Source organism: Kribbella polygonati, assembly GCF_050320105.1.
GTDB lineage: Bacteria > Actinomycetota > Actinomycetes > Propionibacteriales > Kribbellaceae > Kribbella.
Genome location: NZ_CP190129.1, coordinates 755,322 through 778,390 on the forward strand (window position 1 = coordinate 755,322; position 23,069 = coordinate 778,390).

At 69.2% G+C, this 23,069-nt stretch carries 27 protein-coding genes; 16 read left to right on the top strand and 11 right to left on the bottom strand.

Features of this window, described 5'->3' with window-relative positions; translation table 11 throughout:
• Positions 1-53 precede the first annotated feature (53 nt).
• The gene (locus tag ACQHIV_RS03560; protein ID WP_427891599.1) at positions 54-1,295 is read left to right on the top strand and encodes an exonuclease domain-containing protein; all 1,242 of its coding nucleotides are present in this window, start codon (positions 54-56) and stop codon (positions 1,293-1,295) included.
• Here ACQHIV_RS03560 and pyrE read toward each other — a convergent pair.
• The 4 genes from pyrE to ACQHIV_RS03580 all read right to left on the bottom strand — a co-directional run bounded on the left by pyrE (position 1,270) and on the right by ACQHIV_RS03580 (position 3,085).
• Positions 1,270-1,788: an orotate phosphoribosyltransferase gene (gene pyrE, locus ACQHIV_RS03565; protein WP_427891601.1), complete on the bottom strand. Its 519-nt coding sequence runs from the start codon at positions 1,786-1,788 to the stop codon at positions 1,270-1,272. The two genes, ACQHIV_RS03560 and pyrE, sit on opposite strands and share 26 nt — an antisense overlap.
• Before the next feature lie 21 nt (positions 1,789-1,809).
• On the bottom strand, positions 1,810-2,064 hold the full coding sequence (locus ACQHIV_RS03570; RefSeq protein WP_380199648.1) for a hypothetical protein: 255 nt from the start codon (positions 2,062-2,064) through the stop codon (positions 1,810-1,812).
• A 55-nt stretch (positions 2,065-2,119) separates the two neighbouring features.
• A complete protein-coding gene (locus ACQHIV_RS03575) occupies positions 2,120-2,608 on the bottom strand; it encodes an FBP domain-containing protein (RefSeq protein ID WP_427891603.1) in 489 nt (162 codons plus the stop codon).
• Between the two features lie 87 nt (positions 2,609-2,695).
• Positions 2,696-3,085 (bottom strand): hypothetical protein, encoded by a 390-nt coding sequence (locus ACQHIV_RS03580; protein ID WP_427891605.1) that lies wholly within the window; start codon positions 3,083-3,085, stop codon positions 2,696-2,698.
• Positions 3,086-3,248: 163 nt separating this feature from the next.
• On the opposite strand from ACQHIV_RS03580, the gene ACQHIV_RS03585 reads away from it, so the two are divergent.
• Entirely contained in the window at positions 3,249-3,800 is a 552-nt protein-coding gene (locus ACQHIV_RS03585) for a YceI family protein (protein WP_427891607.1), read from the top strand.
• A 34-nt stretch (positions 3,801-3,834) separates the two neighbouring features.
• Here ACQHIV_RS03585 and ACQHIV_RS03590 read toward each other — a convergent pair whose 3' ends face one another.
• Positions 3,835-4,326, bottom strand: coding sequence for a hypothetical protein (locus tag ACQHIV_RS03590; RefSeq protein ID WP_427891609.1), 492 nt, complete (start codon positions 4,324-4,326; stop codon positions 3,835-3,837).
• 109 nt (positions 4,327-4,435) lie between these two features.
• Positions 4,436-4,963, bottom strand: a complete 528-nt coding sequence (locus ACQHIV_RS03595; RefSeq protein WP_427891611.1) for a hypothetical protein — start codon at positions 4,961-4,963, stop codon at positions 4,436-4,438.
• A 219-nt stretch (positions 4,964-5,182) separates the two neighbouring features.
• Between ACQHIV_RS03595 and ACQHIV_RS03600 the strand changes: the two genes are divergently transcribed.
• The 4 genes from ACQHIV_RS03600 to ACQHIV_RS03615 are packed head-to-tail and all read left to right on the top strand — an operon-like array spanning position 5,183 to position 7,888.
• Positions 5,183-5,698 carry a hypothetical protein gene (locus ACQHIV_RS03600; protein ID WP_427891613.1) on the top strand — a complete coding sequence of 172 codons (516 nt, stop codon included), beginning with the start codon at positions 5,183-5,185 and terminating at the stop codon, positions 5,696-5,698.
• A gap of 19 nt (positions 5,699-5,717) precedes the next feature.
• The gene (locus ACQHIV_RS03605) at positions 5,718-6,887 is read left to right on the top strand and encodes a sensor histidine kinase (RefSeq protein WP_427891615.1); all 1,170 of its coding nucleotides are present in this window, start codon (positions 5,718-5,720) and stop codon (positions 6,885-6,887) included.
• Positions 6,877-7,527, top strand: coding sequence for a response regulator (locus ACQHIV_RS03610; protein ID WP_427896401.1), 651 nt, complete (start codon positions 6,877-6,879; stop codon positions 7,525-7,527). Before ACQHIV_RS03605 ends, ACQHIV_RS03610 begins: the two co-directional genes overlap by 11 nt.
• 4 nt (positions 7,528-7,531) lie before the next feature.
• On the top strand, positions 7,532-7,888 hold the full coding sequence (locus tag ACQHIV_RS03615; protein WP_380199664.1) for an MmcQ/YjbR family DNA-binding protein: 357 nt from the start codon (positions 7,532-7,534) through the stop codon (positions 7,886-7,888).
• Here ACQHIV_RS03615 and ACQHIV_RS03620 read toward each other — a convergent pair.
• Complete coding sequence (locus tag ACQHIV_RS03620; protein ID WP_427891617.1) at positions 7,885-8,688, bottom strand: maleylpyruvate isomerase family mycothiol-dependent enzyme; 804 nt, start codon at positions 8,686-8,688, stop codon at positions 7,885-7,887. The genes ACQHIV_RS03615 and ACQHIV_RS03620 overlap by 4 nt on opposite strands.
• Here ACQHIV_RS03620 and ACQHIV_RS03625 point away from each other — a divergent pair.
• Both ACQHIV_RS03625 and pgm read left to right on the top strand, forming a co-directional pair.
• A complete protein-coding gene (locus tag ACQHIV_RS03625; RefSeq protein ID WP_427891619.1) occupies positions 8,582-10,045 on the top strand; it encodes a fused MFS/spermidine synthase in 1,464 nt (487 codons plus the stop codon). The genes ACQHIV_RS03620 and ACQHIV_RS03625 overlap by 107 nt on opposite strands.
• A 23-nt stretch (positions 10,046-10,068) precedes the next feature.
• Positions 10,069-11,691, top strand: coding sequence for a phosphoglucomutase (alpha-D-glucose-1,6-bisphosphate-dependent) (pgm, locus tag ACQHIV_RS03630; protein ID WP_427891621.1), 1,623 nt, complete (start codon positions 10,069-10,071; stop codon positions 11,689-11,691).
• Here the strand turns inward: pgm and ACQHIV_RS03635 are convergent.
• The 4 genes from ACQHIV_RS03635 to ACQHIV_RS03650 all read right to left on the bottom strand — a co-directional run bounded on the left by ACQHIV_RS03635 (position 11,688) and on the right by ACQHIV_RS03650 (position 14,380).
• Positions 11,688-12,062 carry a DUF3037 domain-containing protein gene (locus ACQHIV_RS03635; protein WP_427891623.1) on the bottom strand — a complete coding sequence of 125 codons (375 nt, stop codon included), beginning with the start codon at positions 12,060-12,062 and terminating at the stop codon, positions 11,688-11,690. The two genes, pgm and ACQHIV_RS03635, sit on opposite strands and share 4 nt — an antisense overlap.
• The gene (locus ACQHIV_RS03640) at positions 12,059-12,796 is read right to left on the bottom strand and encodes a HipA family kinase (protein WP_427891625.1); all 738 of its coding nucleotides are present in this window, start codon (positions 12,794-12,796) and stop codon (positions 12,059-12,061) included. The genes ACQHIV_RS03635 and ACQHIV_RS03640 overlap by 4 nt, the downstream gene beginning before the upstream one ends.
• Positions 12,797-12,821: 25 nt before the next feature.
• On the bottom strand, positions 12,822-13,544 hold the full coding sequence (locus tag ACQHIV_RS03645; protein ID WP_427891627.1) for a hypothetical protein: 723 nt from the start codon (positions 13,542-13,544) through the stop codon (positions 12,822-12,824).
• Positions 13,545-13,774: 230 nt separating this feature from the next.
• A complete protein-coding gene (locus tag ACQHIV_RS03650; RefSeq protein WP_427891629.1) occupies positions 13,775-14,380 on the bottom strand; it encodes a hypothetical protein in 606 nt (201 codons plus the stop codon).
• 83 nt (positions 14,381-14,463) lie between these two features.
• Here ACQHIV_RS03650 and ACQHIV_RS03655 point away from each other — a divergent pair, with 83 nt between their 5' ends.
• The 8 genes from ACQHIV_RS03655 (at position 14,464) to ACQHIV_RS03690 (ending at position 23,065) form a co-directional block, all read left to right on the top strand.
• Positions 14,464-15,267 (top strand): GNAT family N-acetyltransferase, encoded by an 804-nt coding sequence (locus ACQHIV_RS03655; protein ID WP_427891631.1) that lies wholly within the window; start codon positions 14,464-14,466, stop codon positions 15,265-15,267.
• Positions 15,268-15,280: 13 nt separating this feature from the next.
• Entirely contained in the window at positions 15,281-15,670 is a 390-nt protein-coding gene (locus ACQHIV_RS03660) for a hypothetical protein (protein WP_427891633.1), read from the top strand.
• Positions 15,671-15,753: 83 nt separating this feature from the next.
• Positions 15,754-16,863, top strand: coding sequence for a GNAT family N-acetyltransferase (locus tag ACQHIV_RS03665; protein WP_427891635.1), 1,110 nt, complete (start codon positions 15,754-15,756; stop codon positions 16,861-16,863).
• Positions 16,835-17,785 carry a potassium channel family protein gene (locus ACQHIV_RS03670; protein WP_427891637.1) on the top strand — a complete coding sequence of 317 codons (951 nt, stop codon included), beginning with the start codon at positions 16,835-16,837 and terminating at the stop codon, positions 17,783-17,785. The genes ACQHIV_RS03665 and ACQHIV_RS03670 overlap by 29 nt, the downstream gene beginning before the upstream one ends.
• 216 nt (positions 17,786-18,001) lie before the next feature.
• The gene (locus tag ACQHIV_RS03675; protein WP_427891639.1) at positions 18,002-19,729 is read left to right on the top strand and encodes a hypothetical protein; all 1,728 of its coding nucleotides are present in this window, start codon (positions 18,002-18,004) and stop codon (positions 19,727-19,729) included.
• Positions 19,730-19,866: 137 nt separating this feature from the next.
• Complete coding sequence (locus ACQHIV_RS03680) at positions 19,867-21,318, top strand: LacI family DNA-binding transcriptional regulator (protein ID WP_427891641.1); 1,452 nt, start codon at positions 19,867-19,869, stop codon at positions 21,316-21,318.
• On the top strand, positions 21,315-22,235 hold the full coding sequence (locus ACQHIV_RS03685; protein ID WP_427891643.1) for a carbohydrate ABC transporter permease: 921 nt from the start codon (positions 21,315-21,317) through the stop codon (positions 22,233-22,235). The genes ACQHIV_RS03680 and ACQHIV_RS03685 overlap by 4 nt, the downstream gene beginning before the upstream one ends.
• Positions 22,232-23,065, top strand: a complete 834-nt coding sequence (locus ACQHIV_RS03690; RefSeq protein ID WP_427891645.1) for a carbohydrate ABC transporter permease — start codon at positions 22,232-22,234, stop codon at positions 23,063-23,065. The genes ACQHIV_RS03685 and ACQHIV_RS03690 overlap by 4 nt, the downstream gene beginning before the upstream one ends.
• Positions 23,066-23,069: the final 4 nt, after the last annotated feature.

Genomic DNA, 23,069 nt, shown 5'->3' on the forward strand with positions numbered 1-23,069 from the left:
GGCGGCCTGTGATTGGCTTGTTCCAGTCGGTCATCGACCGGAGGAGGACCCGGATGTACGCCGTCATCGACACCGAGACGACCGGCCTGTTGCCGAGCCATCGGCACCGGGTCATCGAGATCGCCGTCGTGCTGCTGGACGCGCGCGGACAGGTCGAGCGCGAGTGGGTGACGTTGCTGAATCCACAGCGCGATCTCGGTCCGCAGCACATCCACGGGATCCTCACCGCCGACGTGCTGGCGGCGCCGGAGTTCGCCGGCATCGCGGCCCAGCTGGGTGGGCTGCTGGCCGGGCGGATGGTTGTCGGTCACAACGTCGAGTTCGACCTCGGGCTCCTGCGGGCGGAGTTCGCGCGGCTCGGCGTCTCGGTGCCGCTGATCACCGAGCGGTCGATGTGCACGATGGCGCTGGCCGGTTACCTGCATCCGGGCGCGAAGCGGACGCTCGGCGCGTGCTGTGCGGCCGCGGGGATCTCGATCGAGGGCTGGCATTCGGCGCTCGCGGACACCCGTGCGACGGCCGAGCTGTTCGCGCAGTACTTGGGCGCGTTCGCCGCACCGCCGCCGTGGCAGTGGGCCTACGAGGAGGTCCGCCGGTTGCCGTGGCCCGACCTTCCCGCGACCACTGCCGCGCCGGTCGTGCGGCCGGTGCACGCGGGTGGCCGGCACGGGTGGATGAGTCGACTCGTCGACCAGTTGCCCCGCGTGCCCGAGCCGCCGCAGGCCGACTCGTACCTGGTGCTCCTGGACACGATCCTCGCGAACCGCGAGATCACCGCGGCGGACGCCGACCAGTTGGTGCAGGTCGCCAACGAGCTGGGGATGACCCGTCCACAGGTCGACCACCTCCATCGGTACTACGTGTCCGCGCTGGCCGACGCGTCCTGGGCGACCGGTGTCACGCCCGATCAGCGCCGGGACCTTGACCAGGTCGCCGTGATGCTCGGGCAGCGGGCGTCCGACGTCGACGACGCGCTGGTCCGCGCGAGCGGCGGGCGGTACGTCGTACCGGATCGTCCTGGGGCGCGGGGGTTTCCGCGGGGGAGCACGATGGTGTTCACCGGGGACATGGTCGAGCCGCGTGAGGTGTGGTGGGATCGGGCGGTGGCGGCCGGGTTCGCGCCGCAGGAGGCGGTCCGGCCCGACACGACGTTCGTTGTCGCGGCCGACGTCGACAGCCTGTCGGTGAAGGCGCGCGCGGCCCGGGAGCTCGGCGTACCGATCGTGTCGGCCGAGGACTTCCGGCGGCTGTTGCCGGCGGACGAACCGGTCAGGCAGCCAGGTGTTCCCGGGTGAGCAGGGCGTGCAGGGTCAGACCGGCCTCGGTGAGCGGGGCGGGGGTGCCGTCGTTGCGGTTGATCACGCACAGCGCGTCGGTGACGGTGGCGCCGAGCGCGCGGAGTTCGTTGGTGGACAGCACGATCTGACCGCCGGTGGTGACGACGTCCTCGACGATCGTCACCCGGCGGCCCTTGGTCTCGGCGCCCTCGGCCAGCCGGCGCGTGCCGTACGACTTGGCCTCCTTGCGGACGAACGCGCACGGCAGGCCGGTGTGTCGTCCGAGCGCGGTGACGACCGGGATCCCGCCCAGCTCGAGGCCGGCGAGTACTTCGGTGCCGGACGGGACGAGCGGGACCAGCGCGGCGGCGATCTCGTCCAACAGCACCGGATCGGCCTCGAACTGGTATTTGTCGAAGTACTCCGTGGTCGTCTGCCCGGACCGGAGGACGAACTCGCCGGTCAGATGTGCGGTTGCGTGTACCCGGCGCCCCAACTCAGCAAGTTCCACACCGGGCACCCTATCCGGCGGTCACTCCTGGTCGGGCGCAGGCTCGATCTCGAAGTGCAGCTGCTTGCCGGAGCGGATGCGCTCGATCGCGGACCGGCACGCGTCCTGGCTGATCTCGACGCCGATCTTGCCGAGCTTGCGCCGCAGGATCCTGGCCGCGTCGTTCGCCGACCGGTTGCTGGACTCGTTGATCGCCTCGATCGCGGTCGCGGTGAGTCGTTCGCGGATGTCCGGGTGGGTGGCGGCGATGTCATGCGTGATGCGGAACTCGGTCATTCGCGACTCGCTTTCTTGCGCGCTCGATGCGGGCCGGCAGGTGTCTCCAGGATAGTTACCCGAGAACCCGCTGGACGAAGCTCTCCAGTCGTGTCGCGAGCCGCTCCGCACGCACCTCGGGTGTCGCCGTCTCACCCTGCGGTACGTCGAGCTCCTTCAGCCCGCGGATGTACAGCGAGCAGGCGAGGTCGGCGCACACGTACAGCCCGACCGTGTTGCCCTCACGACCGGCCGTCCCCGCCCGCCGGGCCGCGAACAGCGCGACGTCGCTGACGTGGTGCGCGGTGTTGCAGAGGTCGCACAGTCCCGCGAACCGGCGCGCCGCTCCGGACGATTGCGTGCTCAGCGCGATCCCGGTCACACCGCCGTCGCGGCGGACAACCAGGTACCCCCGGTTCGGCGCCTTCCCGTCGCGCCAGCCGAGGAAGTCCAGCGACTCCCAGGGCAGCTCGGTGAATCGCGGCGGCAATGCCAGCGCCCTCACCTGGCTCTTGGTCGAGTTGACGAACGAGCGCCTGATCTCGTCGGCGCTGAGCGGTTCCACGGTGGGTCCTCCGATCCTTCGAGGACCCATCAGACCCGTCGGCGCGGCCGTCGCGCAACCCGTTAATCAAGTTGCCGCCAGCAACTGTCAGGAGTCGGCGTACCGCACGCTCCGGCTCGCGTCGTGGTTGCGGAGGTCGACGCCGAAGTCGACCGAGGCCTTCAGCCGGAGCAGCAGTGAGACCAGCTCGGGTGCGTCGCCGGTGTCGTCCGAGGTCAGCGTCAGGTCGGTGCCCGCCGCGGCCGGGGCCAGCCGGAACGTCAGCGTGCGGCCGAAGTACCGCAGTTCGTAGACCTGGTCCTGGATGGCGTGCTCGATCCGGCTCTCGTCCTTGCGGCCGTCGGCGAGCACGAACGAGATCACGCCGTCGGCCTCCGGTGCCTGCTCGGCCCAGAACCGCTCGCGGCCGAGGACCGTGCTGATCGCCCGGTAGACGTCGCTCGCCGCCGACGCGCAGTAGACCTTCTGCTCTGCCAACCCCGCCACCCCTGATGCGAACCGTGCTGATCCGGACCAGTCCATTCTCCGGGCTGATCGGGTTCATGAGGTGGACACGCCGGGTGCGGGGTGGACTTCTGCCCGCGAAGGGTGAAATCTGTACTGTGTAAACTTCAACTAGTTAATTCTGGAGGAATCCTCGATGTCCAGCGAGTATGCCGCACTGAGCGGCGACTACACTCTCGACGCCTCCCACACCCGGATCGGCTTCAGCGCCCGGCATGCGATGGTGACCAAGGTCCGCGGTGCGTTCGACGAGTTCGAGGGCTCGTTCCACATCGACGGGGAGAACCCGGAGAACTCCGCCGGCACGGTGACGATCCAGGCGAAGAGCATCAACACCCGGAACAACCAGCGCGACGAGCACCTGCGCAGCAACGACTTCCTGGCGATGGACGAGCACCCGGAGATCACGTTCGCGTCCACCGCGGTCAAGAAGACCGGCGACGCCGAGTTCCAGGTGACCGGCGACCTGACGATCCGCGGCGTGACCAAGCAGGTCGACGTCACGTTCGAGTACACCGGTACGGCGACCGACCCGTTCGGCAACCAGCGGCTCGGACTCGAGGGTTCGGTGGTGATCAACCGCAAGGACTTCGGCGTGAGCTGGAACGCGGCGCTCGAGGGCGGCGGCGTACTGGTCAGTGAGAAGGTCACGCTGGAGCTCGAGGTGTCGGCGATCAAGTCCGCCTGACGGCTGTGGGGGGGACCTCGGGCCGAGGTCCCCTTCAGGCGTGCCGGGTGGTCTGCTGGAGGAGAGCCTCGACCGCCTGGCGGAGGTCGGTGTCGTGGTGCGGACCGGACCAGACCACGATCCGCCCGCGGTCGCCGAGCTTGGTGCTGATCAGGTCGCGGGCCGGTGCCGGGTCGCCCTGGTTGACGAGTACGACGAGCCGCCGGCCGTCGCGCTGCAGCCGGTCCAGCAGCGGCGGCAGCGTGGAGCCGCGGAACACGCCGGGATCGCTCTTCACCTTGGTCTCGATCATCACGCCGCGACCGCGGACCACCAGCAGGAAGTCGGCCCGGTCCCGGGTGAACTCGCGATCGTGGTAGATCCGCGCCTTCGGCCAGAGCCGTTGCAGCGCGGCGTCGACGTCGGCGTCGTACTCTGCGGCGAGCCGGCTGACGCGTGAGCCGGTACCGCGCGGCCGGAACGCGTCCGGCGTACGACGGCTGCCGAACCAGGACGGCAGCCAGTGGCGAACGTGTGTGTCGATCATCGGTGGACCCCTCGACCTAGCCGGCACTCACTGGCGAGTGTGCCCAGGTCGGCGGAGCGGAATCCGGTCTGCGCGCGATCGTGATCGCACCGCCACAAAGTTGAGCTGATCAGCAGGCGGTGGGGGTGGTCGTGCCGCCGTCGACGATCCACTTCGAGTCCTGCGTGACGACGCGCATCTGGTCGAGCCAGCGGGTCGGCGTGGTGTTCGGCAGGACGCCACGGCCGCGGACGTTCACCGTGCGGGCCGAGGTGGTGTCGTAGCAGGCGCTGACCAGGACGCCGTTCGCCGCGAGCGTGCGCTTGGCCCAGACGACCTTGGTGAGCCCGGTGTTGTGCAGCTTGTTGGTCCGGAAGTACTTCGCCTGCGCAGCGATCGCCTGGTACATCTTCGGTGTCATCACCGACTCGAGCTGCGTGGTCTTGCTGCCGCCGCTGCGCATCATCACGTCGAGCGCGACACGGTACGCGTAGTAGGCGTTCAGGACCGGGTCGTCGGAGCCGAGGCCGTCGGTCGCGGCCCGGGCCGCCTTGTGGGCGGCCGGTGCCGCGGCGGCGATGCCGCTGTCGGTGCCGCACCCCTGGAGCAGCAAAACCGGAAGCAGTGTGGCAGCCACGGCCAGGTTCCGCTTGCGCATGAAGACCTCCTGTTGGACGAAAACCCCCGTCCTCGTGCCGCCGGTGCGGACCCGTCCGGCACTGACCGTGTAACGCGGTGGCACGTGTCGTGGTCACTGTGACCTAGATCACATAGCACCCCTACCCGGGTACTGGTCCAGGTTCGGCTCTCTGGCTGGAGGTGCCGGCGGCCCCGGATTTCTACGCTCGATCTCAGCTGCCGAGAGCGAGGAGAGACGATGACGGAGACGCTGAACCGGCCGATCGCGGCGGACCGGAAACGGAGATTCGGCCAGTGGCTGGTGTACGACGTTCTGCTGCTGCCGACCGGCCTGCTGAGCATGGCGGACGCGATCATCGGCGAGCCGGAGAGGGCAGCGCGCCGCTGGCAGGTTGCGCCGAAGAGCAACGCACGTACATTCGCCGACGGGCTGCTCAGCGCAGTTCTCGGACTGGCGAGCCTGTTCGTACTGTTCCTGACCGTGCTGGCCGTGGTGCGTGGCCCGTTCTGGGGCTTCGTCGAGCACGGCCCGGTCGAGCCGGGCACCTGGGGCGGCCCGAGTCGCGCCGGTGCGTGGGTCACGCATGGTGTGCTCGCAGTGCCGTGCATTGTCGCGTTCTTGTTCGTACTGAGTGGCATCGCGGCGCTGCAGGCGCTGCTGGTCGCGGGGACGCGCAGGTGGGTGCTTCCGGCAACCATCGTCGTGGCCGGTGGGACGCTCGCGTTCTTCTGGGCCTGGCTGCAGCAGGTGTGAGTAGGGTCGAACTGTGCCGATGCGGAGATGGGTTGCCGACCTGGGCGTTGTCGCTCTGCTCTTCCTGACCGTCCTGGACCTCGCACAGCACTACGAGGTAGCTCTGGGAGCCGTGCTGGCGCTGGCCATCGCACGTGCGCTGGCATTGGGCCTGTCGTGGCTGCGGCCGCGGGCGGCGGTCGTGGTCTCGCTTGTGACCACGGGCATCACGGCAGCGCTCACAACACCGGTCAGCCCGAACGAGCCGTGGCCGTGGGGTACGACGGCTGCTTTCGGGCATTCGTTCGTCATCGCGATCGCAGGTGCGCGTGGGCTCGGCCGTCGGGAGCAGGTGGGCTGGTGGGTCGCTACGCAGGCTCTGGGGCTGGGCGCGATCGCCCTGGCGCCGGAGCGTGGTGGCTGGCGCGGGCTGATCACCATGGCCGTTCTGTCGGCGGTAGCGGTCGTGGTGGGGGACCTGGTGCGCTCTCGCCGTGAGACGAACCGCCTCCTCGCGGAGCAGGAGACGATCAGCAAGAGCGAGCGGGCGGAGCGGGAGCGGCTGCAGGAGCGCGCCCGGATCGCTCGCGAGCTGCACGACGTCGTGGCGCACCACCTGTCCGTGGTTGTCGTCCGTGCGGACAGTGCCCCACACCGGTTGGCCGACGTACCGGACGAGGTGCGTGCTGAGTTCACGGGCATTGCCGATGAGGCACGGGCCTCGCTGACGGAGATGCGTCGGGTACTGCGGTTGCTGCGGGAACCGGTCGAACAACCTGGCGAGCTGGGTCCTCAACCCGGTCTGCAGGAAGTACCTGAGCTCGTTGAGAGCACCCGGCGCGCGGGGGCCGACGTGCGGCTCGTGGGTGAGGTGCCGTGCGGGTTCGACCCGGCCGTTGAGCTCACGGCGTTCCGCGTTGTGCAGGAGGGGATCAGCAACGCGGTACGGCACGCACTGCACGCGGTCGTGGAGGTCGCGGTACGGCGTACCGCCGGGGAGCTGGAGGTCACCGTGCAGAACGCGAAGCCGCCGCGTCCCGTCGTACCGGCTCCGGGGAGTGGGCAGGGGCTGGCGGGAATGCGGGAGCGCGTGGCGCTGGTCGACGGGACGGTGAGCACCGGTCCGACCCCGGAAGGCGGTTATCTGGTGCAGGCAGTCATTCCGGTTGGAGAGGAGGTGGCGCGTGGCGATCACGGTCATGGTGGTTGACGACCAGGAGATGGTGCGGGCCGGCTTCGGCGCGCTGCTGGACGCGCAGCCGGACCTTCAGGTGGTCGGGCAGGCCGGTGACGGCGCCCAGGCGGTCGATTTGGCGGCTGAGCTGAGGCCTGACGTGATTCTTATGGACGTACGGATGCCTGTGCTCGACGGGCTCGCTGCTACGAAGCGCATCCTCGCCGGGAGTACGCCGGGCGAGCCGCCGCGGGTCGTGATGCTCACGACGTTCGACTTGGACGACTACGTGTACGCCGCGCTCCGTGCGGGTGCGAGTGGGTTCCTGTTGAAGCACTCGACCCCGGACGAGCTGGCAGCGGCCGTACGGGTCGTTGCGGCCGGGGACGCGCTCCTGGCACCTTCTGTCACGCGCAGGCTCGTGGAGGACTTCGCTCGCGCGCAACCCGTCGTACAGGTGACACCGGCTCGGCTGACGCCGCGGGAGACCGACGTACTGCGGCTGGTCGCGAGAGGGCTGTCCAACCGGCAGATCGCCGAAGAGCTCGTGCTGGCCGAGCAGACCGTCAAGAGTCACGTCAGCAACGTCCTGACCAAGCTGGACCTCCGGGACCGGGCGCAGGCCGTCGTTTACGCCTATGAATCCGGCGTAGTGATCCCTGGTCCGCGACACTAGGCAGATGGACGTTCTGGAACGTGTACGCAGCCTGTGCCTCGCACTGCCCGAAGTGACCGAGCGGCCGAGCCACGGTGAACCGACCTGGTTCGTCCGGGACAAGAAGACCTTCGTCATGTACGCCGACCACCACCACGACGACCGCCTCGGCGTCTGGATGGCGGCACCGCCCGGTGTCCAGGAGTCCCTGGTCGCGGACGACCCCGAGCACTTCTACCGCCCGCCGTACGTCGGCCACCGCGGTTGGCTCGGGGTTTTCCTGGACGTGGACGTCGACTGGGACCACTTCGAGGACCTGGTCGAGAACGCGTACCGGCAGATCGCCCCCAAGACACTGATCGCCCGCCTCGACGAGGCCTAGTCGTTCAGCGACACCGACGTCTGCGGGAACCAGGCCGGCGCCGGGGTCCAGGCGCGGGCGTGCTCCGGGTCGTCCCAGTCCCATTTCTCGATCTGTGCCTTGCTGCGGCGGCCGAAGATGGCCCGGAACAGCTCGTACGAGCTGGTGCGTACGGTCGCCTCCGGCTCGTCGGAGCCCGCGGAGTACGTGCCGTCCGGCGTGATGACGGTCAGCGGTCCGGGCTCGTCGAGCATCCAGTCCAGCGCGGCCAGCCACAGTTCGGCCGGCGGGCGCCCGCTGCCGATCGCCCCGTGCAGGTCGGCCTCGTGGACGGCGGCGTCGACGTACGGGTTGCACACCAGCGGATGCGACGTCGTACCGCCGACGATGACCGCCTCGAGGGCCGCTCCGGCGGTCTCCCATTCGGCGAGCACCTCGGCGATCGGCAGGTTCTGCCGCCTCGCCACCTGGGCAGCGGTCCACGGCGGATGCGGCGCGCCGACGACGTTGCCGGCCGCGAAGTCGGCAGCAACACCGGCCAGGTGCGCGATCAGATCCTGCACACTCCACTGCGGACACGCAGGCACCTGCCGGTCCAGGTCCTCCGCACTGAGGTCCTGGACAGCCGCGGCCATCCGTTCACGTCCTGCGTGGTAGAGCTCGGCGCTTCTCGCTGGATCAATCACAGGACTATTGCACCTATAAGGTGTCGTGGTGAACAAGCCGGTAGGGCAAAAGCTGGCAATTGGGCTCGCCTTCGGCAGCTCGGCCGCAGTCATGGTGCTGGAGCTCGTCTCGCTCCGTCTGGTCGCGCCGTACATCGGACTGACGCTCGAAACGAACACCGCGGTCATCGGCGTCGCTCTGGCGGCGATCGCGACCGGCGCGGCGTTCGGCGGCCGGTTCGCGGACGTTGTGCCGCCGCACCGGACCCTAGGCCCGTTGTTCCTGCTCAGCGGTGGCCTGGTGATGCTGATCCTCCCTGTGGTCCGTTGGACCGGCGAGGCTCTTCGCGGCAGCACGAGTGACCTCGTGTTCCTGGTCCTCGCCGTCACGCTCTTCGCGCCGGCGTCGCTCCTGGCAGCCGTCACACCGATGGTCACGAAGCTGCGCCTGGCCACACTGGAACAGACAGGTACCGTCGTCGGCAGACTGTCGGCGTTCGCCACGGTCGGCGGCATCGCCGGTACGGTCCTGACCGGCTTCGTGTTCGTGGCGACCGTGCCGATCAGCACGATCGTTCTCGCCCTGGGCGCCGTCCTGGCAGTCGTCGGTGCCGTGCTCACAGTCCGGCTGCGGGGAGTGCGGGCGGCTGCCAAGCCGGTCGTGCTGGCGGTTGTCGGTGCCACCCTGACCCTCGTGGCACCACGGCCCTGCGAGGTCGAGACCGCGTACCACTGCGCACGCGTCGTCGCCGACCCGAGCCGGGACGGCGGCCGCACGCTGTACCTGGACCAGTTGCCGCACTCGTACGTCGATCTCGACGATCCGACGTACCTGGAATTCGAGTACATCAAGAGCTTCGCGGCCGCGATCGACGGCAGCCGCCCGGCGGGACAACCGGTGGACGCCCTGCACATCGGCGCCGGTGGCCTGACGATGGCGCGCTACCTGAGCGCGACCCGGCCGGGCAGCAAGCAGCAGGCGTACGAGATCGATCCGGCCGTGGTCGACCTCGACAAGCGCGAGCTCGGCGTCCGGACCGGGCCGGACCTGACCGTGACGGTGAAGGACGGCCGGCTCGGCATCCACGACGAGCCGGCGGCGAGCCGCGACGTCGTACTGATGGACGCGTTCAGCGGGGTGTCCGTGCCGTGGCACCTCACCACCCGGGAACTGGTGGCCGATGTCAAGCGGGTCCTGCGGCCGGGCGGGATCTACCTGATCAACGTGATCGACTACGGTGCGGCCAAGTTCGCGAAGGCAGAGGTCAAGACCGTGCAGTCCGAGTTCGGGTATGTCGCGGTGATCGCGCGCCCGGACGAGTTCGCCGGGACCGGCGGTGGAAACTTCGTCGTGCTGGCGTCCGACCGGCCGATCGCCGTCCCCGCGATCGCCCGCGAACTGCGGCCGCCGATGCAGATCCGCGACGAGCTCTCGGGGTTCGTCGGTGACGCGCCGGTGCTGACCGACGACTACGCGCCGGTCGACCAGTTGCTCACGCCGTACGCCAGTTGAGCTTGTTGTGGTTGCATGTGGGCATGCACCCACGCGCAGGTCAGCCAGCACAGCCCGAGGACCTCGTTGACGTCGACGCCATGCTGGCGGCGTACGGCGACATCACGCCGGACGTCGAGAACCCGGCGCAGAAGGTCGTCTTCGGTACGTCGGGGCACCGGGGCTCGAGTCTTGACGGTGCGTTCAACGAGGCGCACATCCTGGCGATCACGCAGGCCGTCTGCGAGTACAGGGCCGGCCAGGGTACGACGGGGCCGCTGCTGGTCGGCCGGGACAGCCACGGGCTCTCGGAGCCGGCGTGGCGGACGGTGCTGGAGGTGCTGGCGGGCAACGACGTACAGACGCTCGTGGACAGCGCGGACCGGCTCACGCCGACGCCGGCCGTGTCGCACGCGATCCTGCGGCTGAACCGCGGCGCCGGTGCGGACGCCGACGGCATCGTCATCACGCCGTCGCACAACCCGCCGCGGGACGGCGGCATCAAGTACAACCCGCCGCACGGCGGCCCGGCCGACTCCGACGCCACCGGCTGGATCGCGAACCGCGCCAACGCGCTGATCGCCGCGGGCAACCGGGAGGTACGCCGGAAGCCGTTCGAGCAGGCGCGTCAGCACGCCGGGGACTACGACTTCCTCGGGCACTACGTCGACGACCTGCCGTCGGTGGTCGACCTGGCCGCGATCCGGGACGCCGGGGTGAAGATCGGAGCCGACCCGCTGGGCGGCGCGAGCGTCGACTACTGGGCCGCGATCGCCGAGCGGCACGGGCTCGACCTGACCGTGGTGAACCCGCGGATCGACCCGGCCTGGTCGTTCATGACGCTCGACCACGACGGCAAGATCCGGATGGACTGCTCGTCGCCGTACGCGATGGCCTCGCTGGTCGCGCAGCGGGACAAGTACGACCTGGCGACAGGGAACGACGCGGACTCCGACCGGCACGGCATCGTCACGCCGGACGCGGGGCTGATGAACCCGAACCACTACCTGGCTGTCGCGATCTCGTACCTGTTCAGCAAGCGGCACTGGGGTGCCGACGTCGCTGTCGGTAAGACGCTGGTGTCGTCGTCGCTGATCGACCGTGTGGTCGCGGACCTCGGGCGGCGGCTGTGGGAGGTGCCCGTCGGGTTCAAGTGGTTCGTACCGGGGCTGGTTGACGGTTCTGTCGGGTTCGGTGGTGAAGAATCGGCAGGGGCTAGCTTCTTGCGCTTTGACGGCACCGTGTGGACCACTGACAAGGACGGGATCCTGCTGGCGTTGCTGGCGAGTGAGATCACCGCGGTGACGGGCGAGACGCCGTCACAGGCCCACGCGAAGCTGGTGGACCGTTTCGGCGCGTCGGCGTACTCACGGGTCGATGCACCGGCTACCCGCGAACAGAAGGCCAAGCTGGCGGCTCTGACGCCAGAAGCGGTCACGGCGACCGAGCTGGCGGGAGAGCCGATCGTGGACCGGCTCACGCACGCTCCTGGCAACGGGGCTGCTATCGGCGGGCTGAAGGTCACAACCGAGTCGGCCTGGTTCGCGGCGCGCCCGTCGGGCACCGAGGACCTCTACAAGATCTACGGCGAGTCCTTCAAGGGTGCCGACCACCTGGAGCAGGTCTTCGAGCAGGCCCGCGACGTTGTGTCCGCGGCACTCGCCTAGCGGACGAACGCGTCCAGCAACCGGTCCAGCTCCGCAGCGGGGTCCGTGGTGATCCCGCTGTGGATCGGGCCGGGGTGTACGACGGTACTGCGCGGCGCGGCGAGCCACCTGAACCGCTCGCCGATCGTCGTACCGGCCGCCGGGCCGCCCGCGGGTTCACCCGCACAGATCGCGCGGACCTGCTCCAACGACGCGCACACCACGTCAACGTCCACTGCCGGGTCCAACGCGCGCAGCCGGTCCGGGTTCACGTCCCAGCCGGCGCCCAGGTAGTCCAGGGCCCGGCAGTAGAGCACCGCACCGACGTTGATGAACTCGCCGCGCTGGATACGCGGTGCGGCGCGCAGGATCACGTAGTCGAAAGGCTTCACCGCACACCTCCCGGCAGCCACGCGGCACGTCCGTCGAGCCTCGCGAGCAGGTGTCCGACGTACCGCTCCCGGTCCCCGTCACCCAGCCACTCGTCCGGCACGAGTCCCACTACTTCCGTCAACAGCTCCGGGGTGATCGCGGCGGTCAGCTCGGCGTCCACCTTCGCGACACCTGGCACGGCGACCGAGAAGACGTGGTCGGACGCGTCGTACGGCTGGTTCGCGAACTTCTCCGCGGACATCCAGGAGTGGTGGAAGTACAGTGCCGCGCCGTGGTCGATCAGCCACAGGTTCTTGTGCCAGACCAGCAGGTTCGTGTTCCGCCACGAGCGGTCCACGTTCGCGACGTACGCGTCCAGCCAGAGGATCCGCGCCATCGCGTCGTCGCCCGGGTTGCCGGCCGATCCGTCGTACCCGAAGGAGCCCGGCAGGAAGTCGACGGCCAGGTTCAGGCCCGCGCTGCGGATCAGCAGCTCCTGGATCTCGAAGTCCGGCTCCGACCTGCCGATCGCCGGGTCGAGCTCGATCAGCTTCAGCTCCGGCACCCGCAGGCCGAGCCGCCGGAACAGCTCGCCCACGACCACCTCGGCGACCAGCGCCTTCGGGCCTTGGCCGGCGCCGTGGAACTTGATCACGTACGTACCCAGATCGTTGCCCTCGACAACACCAGGCAACGATCCGCCTTCGCGGAGCGGCAGCACGTAACGCGTCGCGCTGACAATCGGCAGACTCACGCGGGGCAGCTTAGCTGGCGGGCCCTCACGGGGCCGAGTTGATCTGGCGGGACGACTCGCTCTGGGCGGTGATCGAGCCGTCCTTGAAGGCGCCGTCGAGAGTGCCTTCGGTGCGTCGGGTCAGCATCACGGTGACCTGGCAGGTGGTTGTGGGATTGCGGCCCGGGGTCGGCGTACCGGTGATGGGGTGGAGCGAGCCGGGCGGGATGCTGACCTCGGTACGGCCAGGCTCCAGTTGGAGGCTGCCGGCTTGGATGCAGTCGCCCGCCCAGGACACGAGCGACGATTGGTCGGACGGGCCGGAGTCGAAGCGGACCGGGATGGCGGCGCGGCGGGAGTACGTCGTACCGGTCTGGGGCGAGGTGAGCTTGACGCGCTCGGGGAGCTTCACCGTGGACTTCGGGGCGGAGTCGTCGCCGCTGCCGCGGGTGAGGCTGAAGGTGACCTCGGTACCCGCGGTGACCACGCCGTCGAGCTGACCGTCGTAGTCGGTGACGCCGGCGGACTTGTGGTGCTTCAGCTTCACGTCCTTGCCGCCGCCCGAAGAGGTGACCGACTCACCGTCACCGAGCTCGATGAAGGTGAGCGTGCCGACGCGGTACGACGCACTCACGTCCGCGACGTCGGTCGTCTCCGGGAGCGTGACGACGTACGTGGCGGTGATGCCACTCGTCCGCACGTCTTTCGACTGCACGGTGGAACAACCCGCCAGTACCAGCACCATCGCACCCACCACAATCCGCTTCACAGCCGACGAAGCTAACAGCGCCGGGGTCTAGCCGCGTGGGTAGAACTACGCAGATCGAGAAAGATTGGTGGTGTCGGGCCGGGAAGCGCCTCACGGCGCGTGGCCGCTCGTGGCGGCTTGATTTGGGACCCGGGGCTTGCACCGGCCCGACACCTCGAACAGTGTAGCGGGTGCTCAAACGCCTTGTCCTGTTGGGAATTCGCCATAACATCCGCGGGCCCGGGCCGCAACTACCAGAGTTGTCCGGCGCGTTCGGCGCGGGCGGCGGTTTCGAGTTGGTCTGCGGTCTCGACCAGTTTGGCGGCGGACAGGACGCGGTCGTGGGTGTCGTCGGCGAGGTGGGCGCGGCCGGTGGCGATGATCCGGGCGAAGGCGGCGGCGCGGTCGAGGGTGGTGGCGAAGTCGCCGGTGGCGACGCCGCGGAGGACGGCGTCGACCATGTCGCGGACCTCGCGCGGGCCGGGGGGTTCGGCGACGCCGGCGACGACCGCGTGCACCTCGGCGTACGAACGGCCGGTGGTGAACTCGCGGGACACTTCCTCGGCGTTCGCGTGCACCCAGGAGCGCAGCACGTACAGCCGCCAGAGCGCGCCGGGCAGGGAGTCGGCGGGGGAGTCGGACCAGAGTTCGGCGAGTTCGTCGAGGCCGTACTCGTCGGCGAGTTTGACCACCCGGGCGTGCACCTCGGCGTCCTCGGACTTGCGCACCCCGCGGACCAGCAGTTCGGCGGTCCGGTGCGCGGCCTCGGTCACGGTGGCCGGGTCGGCGGCACCGGGCAGCGACTCGAACAGCTTGTTGCCGGGCATGATCGGCCGACGCGGGTTGGGCGTACTCACGGCCTCCATGGTGCCTGACGCCGCCGGCAGCCGCATGCCGACGCGCGAAATATCGGCTTGCGCCCGCCTGGTCTACTGATCCCGTGATTCCTCTTGACACTTCACCGCAGGCGCTGGCGCTGCGGGCCGCGTTCGACCAGCAGATCCGGACCCGCCGGGGCGGCGCGAGTACCGGTACCGCCGAGTATCTCGGGTCGGTGATCCGGCAGGTCGGCCTGCGCGGCGACGGGTTCGTGCAGTACCTCGGCGGCGTCGACGGCGCGGAGCTGGACCAGCTGATCGCCGACCAGGTCGCGTTCTTCAGGGAGCGCGGGACCAAGTTCGAGTGGAAGTACTACACCCACGACCTGCCGGAGGATCTCCCGGAGCGGCTGACCAAGGCCGGGTTCGTCCCGGACGACGAGGAGTGCCTGCTGATCGGTGACATCGCCGAGCTGACACCGGAGGTCGTGCTCCCCGACGGCATCCGGCTGCGCGAGATCACGTCGTACGCCGACCTCGAACGCATGCAGGCGATGGAGGAGGAGGTCTGGGGCTACTCGCACGACTGGCTGCCGGAGGCGTTGAGCGCGGACATCGCGAACGCCGACGAGCCGGGCACGGTGCTGGTGGCGGAGACCGACGAGGACGACCCGAAGATGGTCTGCGGGTCCTGGATCCGGTTCCACCGCGGCACCGACTTCGCCTCGCTGTGGGGTGGTTCGACGCTGGCGGAGTGGCGCGGCAAGGGCATCTACCGCGCGCACGTCGCGTACCGCCGGAACCTCGCGGCCGCGCAGGGGTACAAGTACCTGCAGGTCGACGCGTCCCCGGACAGCCGCGGCATCCTCGCCCGCCTCGGTCTGCGGCCGGTCTCCGTGACGATCCCGTACAACTGGAAGCCCTGAGTACCCTCGTCCCATGGCGAGTGGAGCGGGGAAGAGCAGTCAGCTGGCCAAGAACCTGGTGAAGTACGGCGTGCGCTACGGGCCGCTGGTGGTCGAGGCGGTCCGGCACGGGCGCGAGCCGGCGCAGCAGGCGGTCCAGGCCGCTTGGGCGAAGCGGACCGCGCGGCGGAAGGCGTTCGAGCATGCGCTCACGGTCCGCGACGGGACGCTGCTGAAGGTGATCAAGGACGGTCAGGCGATCTTCTTCGTGTTCTCCGGCGACGCGATCGTGACGACGTACCCCGCCGTACCGCAGGCCACCTATCCCGAGCTGCTCCGGCACGCGGATCTCGACAAGCGCGAGACTCCGGTGGTCATGCCGCCGCGCCGCCCGTACCTGCGGAGGATCCGGCGCAAGGGTTGACGCGGGCGTAACATTCCGGACCCGGCCGGGCAACACCTCCAGCGCAGAGTGGGAAGCACGTTTCCACGAGGGAGGGCGTCCGCATGCTCTGGAAGATCAGGACCGAACTCGCCGACCGGCCCGGTGCCCTGGCCGAACTCGCTGCACGGTGTGGTGCGGACGACATCAACATCCTCCACCTGGAGGTCTTCACCGCCGAGACCGGTGCGATCGACGAACTGGTCGTCTCCACCGGTGTCGGCTGGACCGCCGACAACCTGGCCGCGCTGGTCGCGGAGGCGGGTTGCGTCCGTACGACGGTCCGCCCATGCCAGGCCGACGTACTGCACGACGCGCCGACCCGGTACCTGCGCGCCGTACTGCGGCTGATCGACGACCCGGTGTCGGTCGACGACGAGCTCGGCGAACTGCAGGGGTTCGACGAGTACACGCCGGCGGAGTGGGCGCGCGCCGACGTACTGGTGGAGATCGCCGGCCGGCTGGCCGAGCGGTACGAGACGCCGGAGGGGCCGCGGCCCGGAAGCGGCGTACCGACGACCAGGACCGCGACCGTGGAGGACGCCGACGCGGTCGTCGCGATGCACGACCGGTGCTCCTACGAGAGCCGCACCCGCCGGTACCACGTGCCGATGCCGAAGCTGACCGCGCGGACGGCGCGGCACCTGTCCGCGCCGGCCGGTGGGGTGTCGATCGTGGCGTGTGTCGGCGACGCGGTGGTCGGAATGGCGACGGCGGCGCCGTGGGAGGAGCTGGGCAGTACGACGATGGAGGTCGCCGTACTCGTCGAGGACGGCTGGCAGGGACAAGGCCTCGGGCTGCGGCTGCTGCGTGAGGTGGTCGAAGGCGCCCGGACCCGCGGCGCGGACCGGATCGTGTGCATGGTGCAGCCGGAGAACCACGCGATGCTGCGGACCCTGGAGCGGTTGCGGATGCGTTCGCGGGTGGTCCGCGACGGCGACAGTCTGATGGTGAGTGTCGCGCTGTCCGACCGGAGCCTGTCGCATGAGGTGGATCGGGCCGCGGTGCAATATCGTCATAGCCGTGCCACCCCTTCCCACCGGCCGGAACCCCCACGGTCTGCTGGTCAACCTGCCCGCGAGCACACGCTCGCCGCTCTTTCAGCTCTTCACGCGGTTCCTGATCGCGCTGGGGCTGCTGACCGTGATGGTGCTGATCGTGGTGGTCGACCGTGACGGCTATCGCGACAGCTACGACGGCAAAGTCGGGTTGATCGACAGCATCTACTACGCAACCGTCACGCTCACCACGACCGGGTACGGCGACATCACACCGGTGTCGCCGGGTGCCCGGCTGGTGAACGCCTTCGTCGTGACCCCGTTGCGGATCGCGTTCCTGGTGGTTCTGGTCGGTACGACACTGGAAGTGCTGGCCAACGAGGGTCGCCGGATCATGCGCGACACGCGCTGGAGGAAACGGATGAAGGACCACACCATCGTCGTCGGCTACGGCACCAAGGGCCGCTCGGCGGTGCACACGCTGCTCAGCAACGGTGTCAAGCGGGACAGCATCGTGGTGATCGACCCGCGCGCGCAGGCGATCGGGGACGCGGGCAACGACCAGATGGCCGCCTTCCACGGCGACGCGACGAACCGGACGGTACTGCGGCGCGCCGAGGTGGTGTCGGCCCGCGAGGTGATCGTCACCACCGACCGCGACGACTCCGCCGTCCTGGTCACGCTCGCGGTCCGGCAGCTGAACCCGAGCGCGCACATCGTGGTCGCGGTCCGCGAGGAGGACAACGTCCCGCTGCTGCGGCAGAGCGGCGCGGACGCGGTCGTCACCTCGTCGGAGGCGGTCGGCCGGCTGCTCGGCCTGTCCGCGGTCAGCCCGAACCTGGGCGAGGTGATGGAGGACCTGCTGACGTACGGCGAGGGCCTCGAGGTGGCCGAACGCCCGGTGCTCGGCCGCGAGGTCGGCAAGCCGCCGTCCGCGCTGCCGGACCGGGTGGTGTCGGTGGTCCGCGACGGCAAGGTGCACCGGTACTACGACTCGAACGTCTCGGTCCTTGCCGCCGGCGACAAAGTCATCGTCGTACGCCCCGCCAAGGAAACCCCCTGGGCAGAACGCCCCGGCGCCGACGAGGACGAAGACTGAGCGCCCGCTGAGAAGCGTGTTCACCTATTGACAGTGGGTGATCGCGGGGAATAAGCCTGGCCTTGTTGCACCGACGGCGGTCCACAAGGGGGGCCCTGCGCCGTCGCCGGCCCAGCCTCGGGCCCCCTGCTGCGGGGTGGAGGCGCGCCGATGCGCGGATCGAGTTATCGGTGGAGAAATCGCTGGGGGATCGGGGCCTCAATCGCGATCGCGATGATGCCGGCTCTGGGGTGGCAGGCAACAGCCGCGGCGCCGCCCACGGGTGCGGGCGCGGTGAAGCCGAACGCGACCAACATGCTGGACTGCAACGGGTTCAGCCCGATCTACAAGTCGGTCAAGAACGGACTGGGCGGCTTGTGTGCCGACCCGGTGACCGTCGACAAGAACGGAGTGCCCTGGCGCTTCGAGGACAACGAGCACTACATCGGCCACGACGAGCCGTCGGTGAAGTTCATCTCGAGCCAGCCGGGCAGTGCGAACGACATCAGCTACCTGATGAGGCTGTCCAGGGACCCGCACGCGACGCCGACGGTGAACAGCCCCGCGGTGAGCAAGTACGCCGAGCTCAGCCCGGCACCGTGGTTCGGGCTGCCGCTGTGCGACCCGAAGTCGTACCCGCAGAACGCGTGTACGCCGGACAGCGACACCAACGGCTCCGCGGTCAACGACCCGAACGGGGCCGGCTCCGCGTTCATGGAGCTGCAGTTCTACCCGCCGGGGTTCGCGCCGTTCATCGACGCGCCCAGCTGTGACGCGAACAGGTGGTGTGCGGCGCTGACGATCGACAGTCTGTCCTGCACGTTCGGGTTCGCGACCTGCAACAACAACTGCATCGAGCCGGTGAACTTCTCGTTCCTGCAGACCGACGGAGTACCCGCCGGGCCGCCGAGTCCACAGCTCACCGACGTGTCAACGCTGAGGGGGAACAGCCGGACCCTGAAGATGGGGCAGGGCGACGTACTGCGGGTGGTGATGCGCGACACCGCGCACGGCCTCCTCGCGAGGATCGACGATCTGAGTACCGGGCGCAGCGGGTCGGTCGTGGCCAGCGCCGCGAACGGGTTCATGAACACGAACATCGCCGACTGCAGCGGTACGCCGTTCGACTTCCACCCGGAGTTCAGCAGCGCGCAGCAGCAGAACCAGGTGCCGTGGGCGGCTCTGGAAGGCGGCGTACTGATGCAGGACGAGCTCGGGCACTTCGAGGCGTGCTCCAGCGTGTCGAGCGCGTTGCCGGTCAACTCGACGTTCCCGAACGGTCAGAGCTTCTCCGACCCGAACGTCTACCAGGTCTGCAACGGCGGCAACGAGGGCAGCGGTTCCGGCGAGGGGCCGTGCAACCCGGCGACCGGGATCTGCGTGAACCCGACCACCGAGACCGGCGCGGCGTGTCCGACCGACAACTTCGCGTCCGGGGCCAACTGCGAGTTCTCCGGCGCCAACTGCATGATCGCCGGTCCGCGGATCACGGTCGTGAACGGCAAGGCGGTGAAGGAGACCTGGCCGATCGCGGGATGCCAGGAGAATGTCTTCCAGAACGGCGATCTCGACTTCGACGGGACGTCGTACCAGGCCGACTGGCCGGACGGTGCGGCCGGGCATCCGACCTCGTTCGAGTATCTCGGGCCGTTCACCGGCGGGCACCCGTATCCGTCCGTGCAGTTCGAGACGAACGTGGGCGCGTCGGAGATCCTCTGCAACACGATCAGCGGTGCGGGCTGTACGGCGCCACCGGCCGGCGCGGCGTTCTACCCGTTCTGGACGCTGGGACACTCGTCGCTCGGGTCGAACCTCTGCGTGTGGAACTTCGGCAACGTGATCGCCGGACGGACGGTGCTGTCGTTCGGGAAGACGGCGCAGTACGGCGTACCGGACCTCGCCCGGTTCGGTGGTACGTCGACGAGCGCGGTACTGCCGAACCCGGAGCTCAGTACGCGGTGTTGAGCACAGGTTGAGATAACAGTTCGATCGCACGGCCCGCGGCGGAGCCTCGCCGCGGGCCGTGCGGTGTTGACGGGGGTCGGACGGCGACCTAGGCTCTGGCCTGTAAACGATTACAAGAACGATTACAGGAGGCCGGCGTGAGTCGTCCGACGATCGCTGGGGTGGCCCGGGCGGCCGGGGTCTCGGTGGCGTCGGTGTCGCGCGTGCTGAACGGGCTGCCGGCCACCGAGGAGATGACCGAGCGGGTACGCCGCGCCGTCGCCGAGCTCGGGTATGTGCCGGACGCGCGGGCCCGGTCACTGAAGGTCGGGCGCACGTTCCAGCTGACGCTGGCGGTCGCGGACGTCGGCAACCCGGTGTACGTGACGATGATGCGCGCGGTCGAGGAGGTCGTGTCCGCGGCCGGGTACCGGCTGGTGGTGACGACGACCGGGCCGGAGGTGGTCGACGAGGTCGCGCTGGTGCAGGGGATGGCGCGCGGGTACGCCGACGGGCTGCTGATCAGCCCGATCCGGGTCGACGAGGACCTGGTGAAGGCGATCCGCGAGTGCGAGGTCCCGGTGGTCGTCGCCGGTAGCGTTCCGTCGAAGGCCGGTGTCGACACGGTACGGGCGAACTCCCCGAAGGGCATGCTGCTCGCCGTCGACCACCTGGTCGCGCGCGGCCGCACCCGGATCGCCTTCCTGAACGGCCCCGCCGACACAGTCCCCGGCGCCGCCCGCGCGAAGGGTTTCGCCGAAGCCCTCAAAGCCCACAACCTCGAGCCCGTTGCGCTTGTGGAAGCGCATGACTTCACTTTCACCGCCGGCCGCACCGCAGGCCCAGAACTGTTGAAGAGCGGGGCGGGATCCGAGCGCCGCCCCGGCGGGACAGCTGCCACCTCCGCCTCCTCCGCCGCCTCCGCCTCCTCCGCCGCCTCCGCCTCCTCCGCCGCCTCCGCCTCCTCCGCCGCCTCCGCCTCCTCCGCCGCCTCGGCCGGGTCCCCCGGGTCCCCCGGGTCCCCCGGGTCCGCCGGGTCCGCCGGGTCCGCCGGGTCCGCCGGGTCCGCCGGGTCCGCCGGGTCCGCCGGGTCCGCCGGGTCCGCCGGGTCCGCCGGGTCTGCCGGGTCCGGCGCGTCTGCCGGGTCCGCCGGGTCTGGCGCGTCCGGCGTCTCCGGCGTCTCCGGCGCGTCCGAGGCGCGCGCTGCTGCGCTCACTCGCCTGCAGGGCGCCGCTTCCTCGGACTCCGGCTCGGAGGGTGCACGTGCCTCCACCTCGCCCTCCTACCCGGAGAGGGCAGGTGCTGTTAGCTCTTCCTTCCACCCGGCGTTCGATGCGGTGATCTGTGCGAACGACCTGCTGGCGGTGGGGTTGATGCACGAGTTGGCGGCGGCCGGGCTCGACGTACCGAACGATGTTGCCGTGGTGGGGATGGACGACAGTGAGTTGGCCGAGCAGAGTTTCCCGCCGTTGACGAGTGTGAACCTGGGGTCCGCGGAGCGGGGGCGGCGGGCGGCCGAGTTGCTGTTGGCAAGGATCGACGACAACGACCGGACGCCGCGGCGGATCGTCGTACAGCCGTCGTTGAGTATCAGGAGGTCCACCCCGTGACGGCGACTCTGACCGCGCCGGCGCCGGTGAAGAAGAAGCAAGGCAAGCCGAAGCAGAACCGGGAAGCGATCCTGCTGTTCCTGCCCGCGCTGCTGCCGGTGCTGATCCTCAGCGTCTACCCGCTGATCCGCGGCATCGCGCTCGGCTTCACGAACGCGCGCGCCGGCCTGCACGTCGAGACGAACTTCGTCGGCTTCGGCAACTTCGCCAAGCTGCTGCACAACAACCTGTTCTGGGACTCGTTCCGGATCGGCGTGATCTGGACGCTGTCCGTCACGATCCTGCAGTTCGTCGCCGCCCTCGGTCTCGCGCTGCTGCTGAACACCGACCTCAAGTTCCGCGGCGTCGCCCGTACCCTCGCGCTGATCCCGTGGGCGATGCCTCCGGTGGTGGTCGCGATCATGTGGCGCCTGCTGCTGCACCCGACGAACGGCCCGGTCAACGAGATCCTGCAGAAGCTGCACCTGACCGATCATCCGATCAACTTCCTCGGCGACTTCAGTACGGCGCTGCCGGCCGTGATCGTGGTCGGGATCTGGGTCGGCATGCCGATGACCACGGTCACGCTGCTCGCCGGGCTGCAAGGGATCGACCGCACGCTGTACGAAGCGGCCGCGGTCGACGGCGCCGGTGCGTGGCGCCAGTTCTGGAACATCACGCTGCCGCAGTTGCGGACGGTGATCGTCGCGATCACCAGCCTGGACATGATCTGGAACTTCAACTCGTTCGGCCTGGTCTACGTGCTGACCGCCGGCGGCCCGGGCGGCAAGACGATGCTGCCGATGCTGTTCGCGTACAACGAGGCGTTCCGCTACGGCAACTTCGGTATGGCGGCCGCGATGGGTGACGTGATGGTGGTCATCATCATCCTGTTCCTGTTCTTCTACCTGCGGAACCGCCTGCGGAGCGAAGCATGAGAACGAAACCCGCAGCCCGCTTCCTGCAGTACGTCGCAGTCATCTGCTACCTGGTCTTCCTCGGATTCCCACTGCTCTGGCTGATCTCCAGCTCGCTCAAGTCGCCGCAGGAGTTCGCCAGTATCACGCCGTCGATCCTGCCGAAGCACGCCGGCTTCTCGAACTACAGCGACGCGCTGAGCGAGCAGGGCCTGGTCCGCGGCCTGGGGAACAGCCTGCAGATCTCGATCTACAGCACGATCCTGGTGCTGATCGTCGCGCTCCCGGTGTCGTACGCGCTGGCCCGCTTCCGCAGCCGCCTGCGGCCGCTGACCAACGGCTGGATCCTTGTCAGCCAGGTGTTCCCGGTGATCCTGATCGTGATCCCGCTGTTCATGATCCTGCGCCCGCTGCACCTGACCAACACGATCCCCGGCGTGGTGATCGTGTACATGGTCTGGTCGCTCCCGTTCGCGCTGTGGATGCTGCAGGGGTACGTCGCCGCCGTACCGCGCGAGCTGGAGGAGGCCGCGTCCGTGGACGGGGCTTCCCGACTGCGCACGATCGTGTCGATCGTGATGCCGTTGCTGAGGCCCGGGCTGATCGCGACCGCGATGTTCACCTTCATCTCGGCGTGGAACGAGTTCTTCTTCGCCCTGGTCCTGTTGCAGGACCCGCAGCTCAAGACACTTCCGCTGGTACTCGCCCGCTTCGTCGGTGCCGAGGGCCAGGTGCAGTTCGGCCCGCTCGCCGCCGCCTCTGTTCTCGCGACCGTGCCGAGTCTCGTGTTCTTCGCCTTCCTCCAGCGCCGGTTGACCTCCGGCCTGCTGAGCGGCGCAGTCAAAGGTTAGGAGA

Excerpts from the sequence above, each read along its gene's own strand:
- ACQHIV_RS03560 (WP_427891599.1), top strand. The coding sequence starts at position 54 with ATGTACGCCGTCATCGACACCGAGACGACCGGCCTGTTGCCGAGCCAT.
- ACQHIV_RS03570 (WP_380199648.1), bottom strand. The coding sequence starts at position 2,064 with ATGACCGAGTTCCGCATCACGCATGACATCGCCGCCACCCACCCGGAC.
- ACQHIV_RS03585 (WP_427891607.1), top strand. The coding sequence starts at position 3,249 with ATGTCCAGCGAGTATGCCGCACTGAGCGGCGACTACACTCTCGACGCC.
- ACQHIV_RS03590 (WP_427891609.1), bottom strand. The coding sequence starts at position 4,326 with ATGATCGACACACACGTTCGCCACTGGCTGCCGTCCTGGTTCGGCAGC.
- ACQHIV_RS03595 (WP_427891611.1), bottom strand. The coding sequence starts at position 4,963 with ATGCGCAAGCGGAACCTGGCCGTGGCTGCCACACTGCTTCCGGTTTTG.
- ACQHIV_RS03600 (WP_427891613.1), top strand. The coding sequence starts at position 5,183 with ATGACGGAGACGCTGAACCGGCCGATCGCGGCGGACCGGAAACGGAGA.
- ACQHIV_RS03605 (WP_427891615.1), top strand. The coding sequence starts at position 5,718 with ATGCGGAGATGGGTTGCCGACCTGGGCGTTGTCGCTCTGCTCTTCCTG.
- ACQHIV_RS03610 (WP_427896401.1), top strand. The coding sequence starts at position 6,877 with ATGGTGGTTGACGACCAGGAGATGGTGCGGGCCGGCTTCGGCGCGCTG.
- ACQHIV_RS03615 (WP_380199664.1), top strand. The coding sequence starts at position 7,532 with ATGGACGTTCTGGAACGTGTACGCAGCCTGTGCCTCGCACTGCCCGAA.
- ACQHIV_RS03620 (WP_427891617.1), bottom strand. The coding sequence starts at position 8,688 with ATGTACGGCGCGACCAGACGGAGCGAGACGAGCTCCAGCACCATGACT.
- pgm (WP_427891621.1), top strand. The coding sequence starts at position 10,069 with ATGCACCCACGCGCAGGTCAGCCAGCACAGCCCGAGGACCTCGTTGAC.
- ACQHIV_RS03660 (WP_427891633.1), top strand. The coding sequence starts at position 15,281 with ATGGCGAGTGGAGCGGGGAAGAGCAGTCAGCTGGCCAAGAACCTGGTG.
- ACQHIV_RS03665 (WP_427891635.1), top strand. The coding sequence starts at position 15,754 with ATGCTCTGGAAGATCAGGACCGAACTCGCCGACCGGCCCGGTGCCCTG.
- ACQHIV_RS03670 (WP_427891637.1), top strand. The coding sequence starts at position 16,835 with ATGGTGCTGATCGTGGTGGTCGACCGTGACGGCTATCGCGACAGCTAC.
- ACQHIV_RS03675 (WP_427891639.1), top strand. The coding sequence starts at position 18,002 with ATGCCGGCTCTGGGGTGGCAGGCAACAGCCGCGGCGCCGCCCACGGGT.
- ACQHIV_RS03690 (WP_427891645.1), top strand. The coding sequence starts at position 22,232 with ATGAGAACGAAACCCGCAGCCCGCTTCCTGCAGTACGTCGCAGTCATC.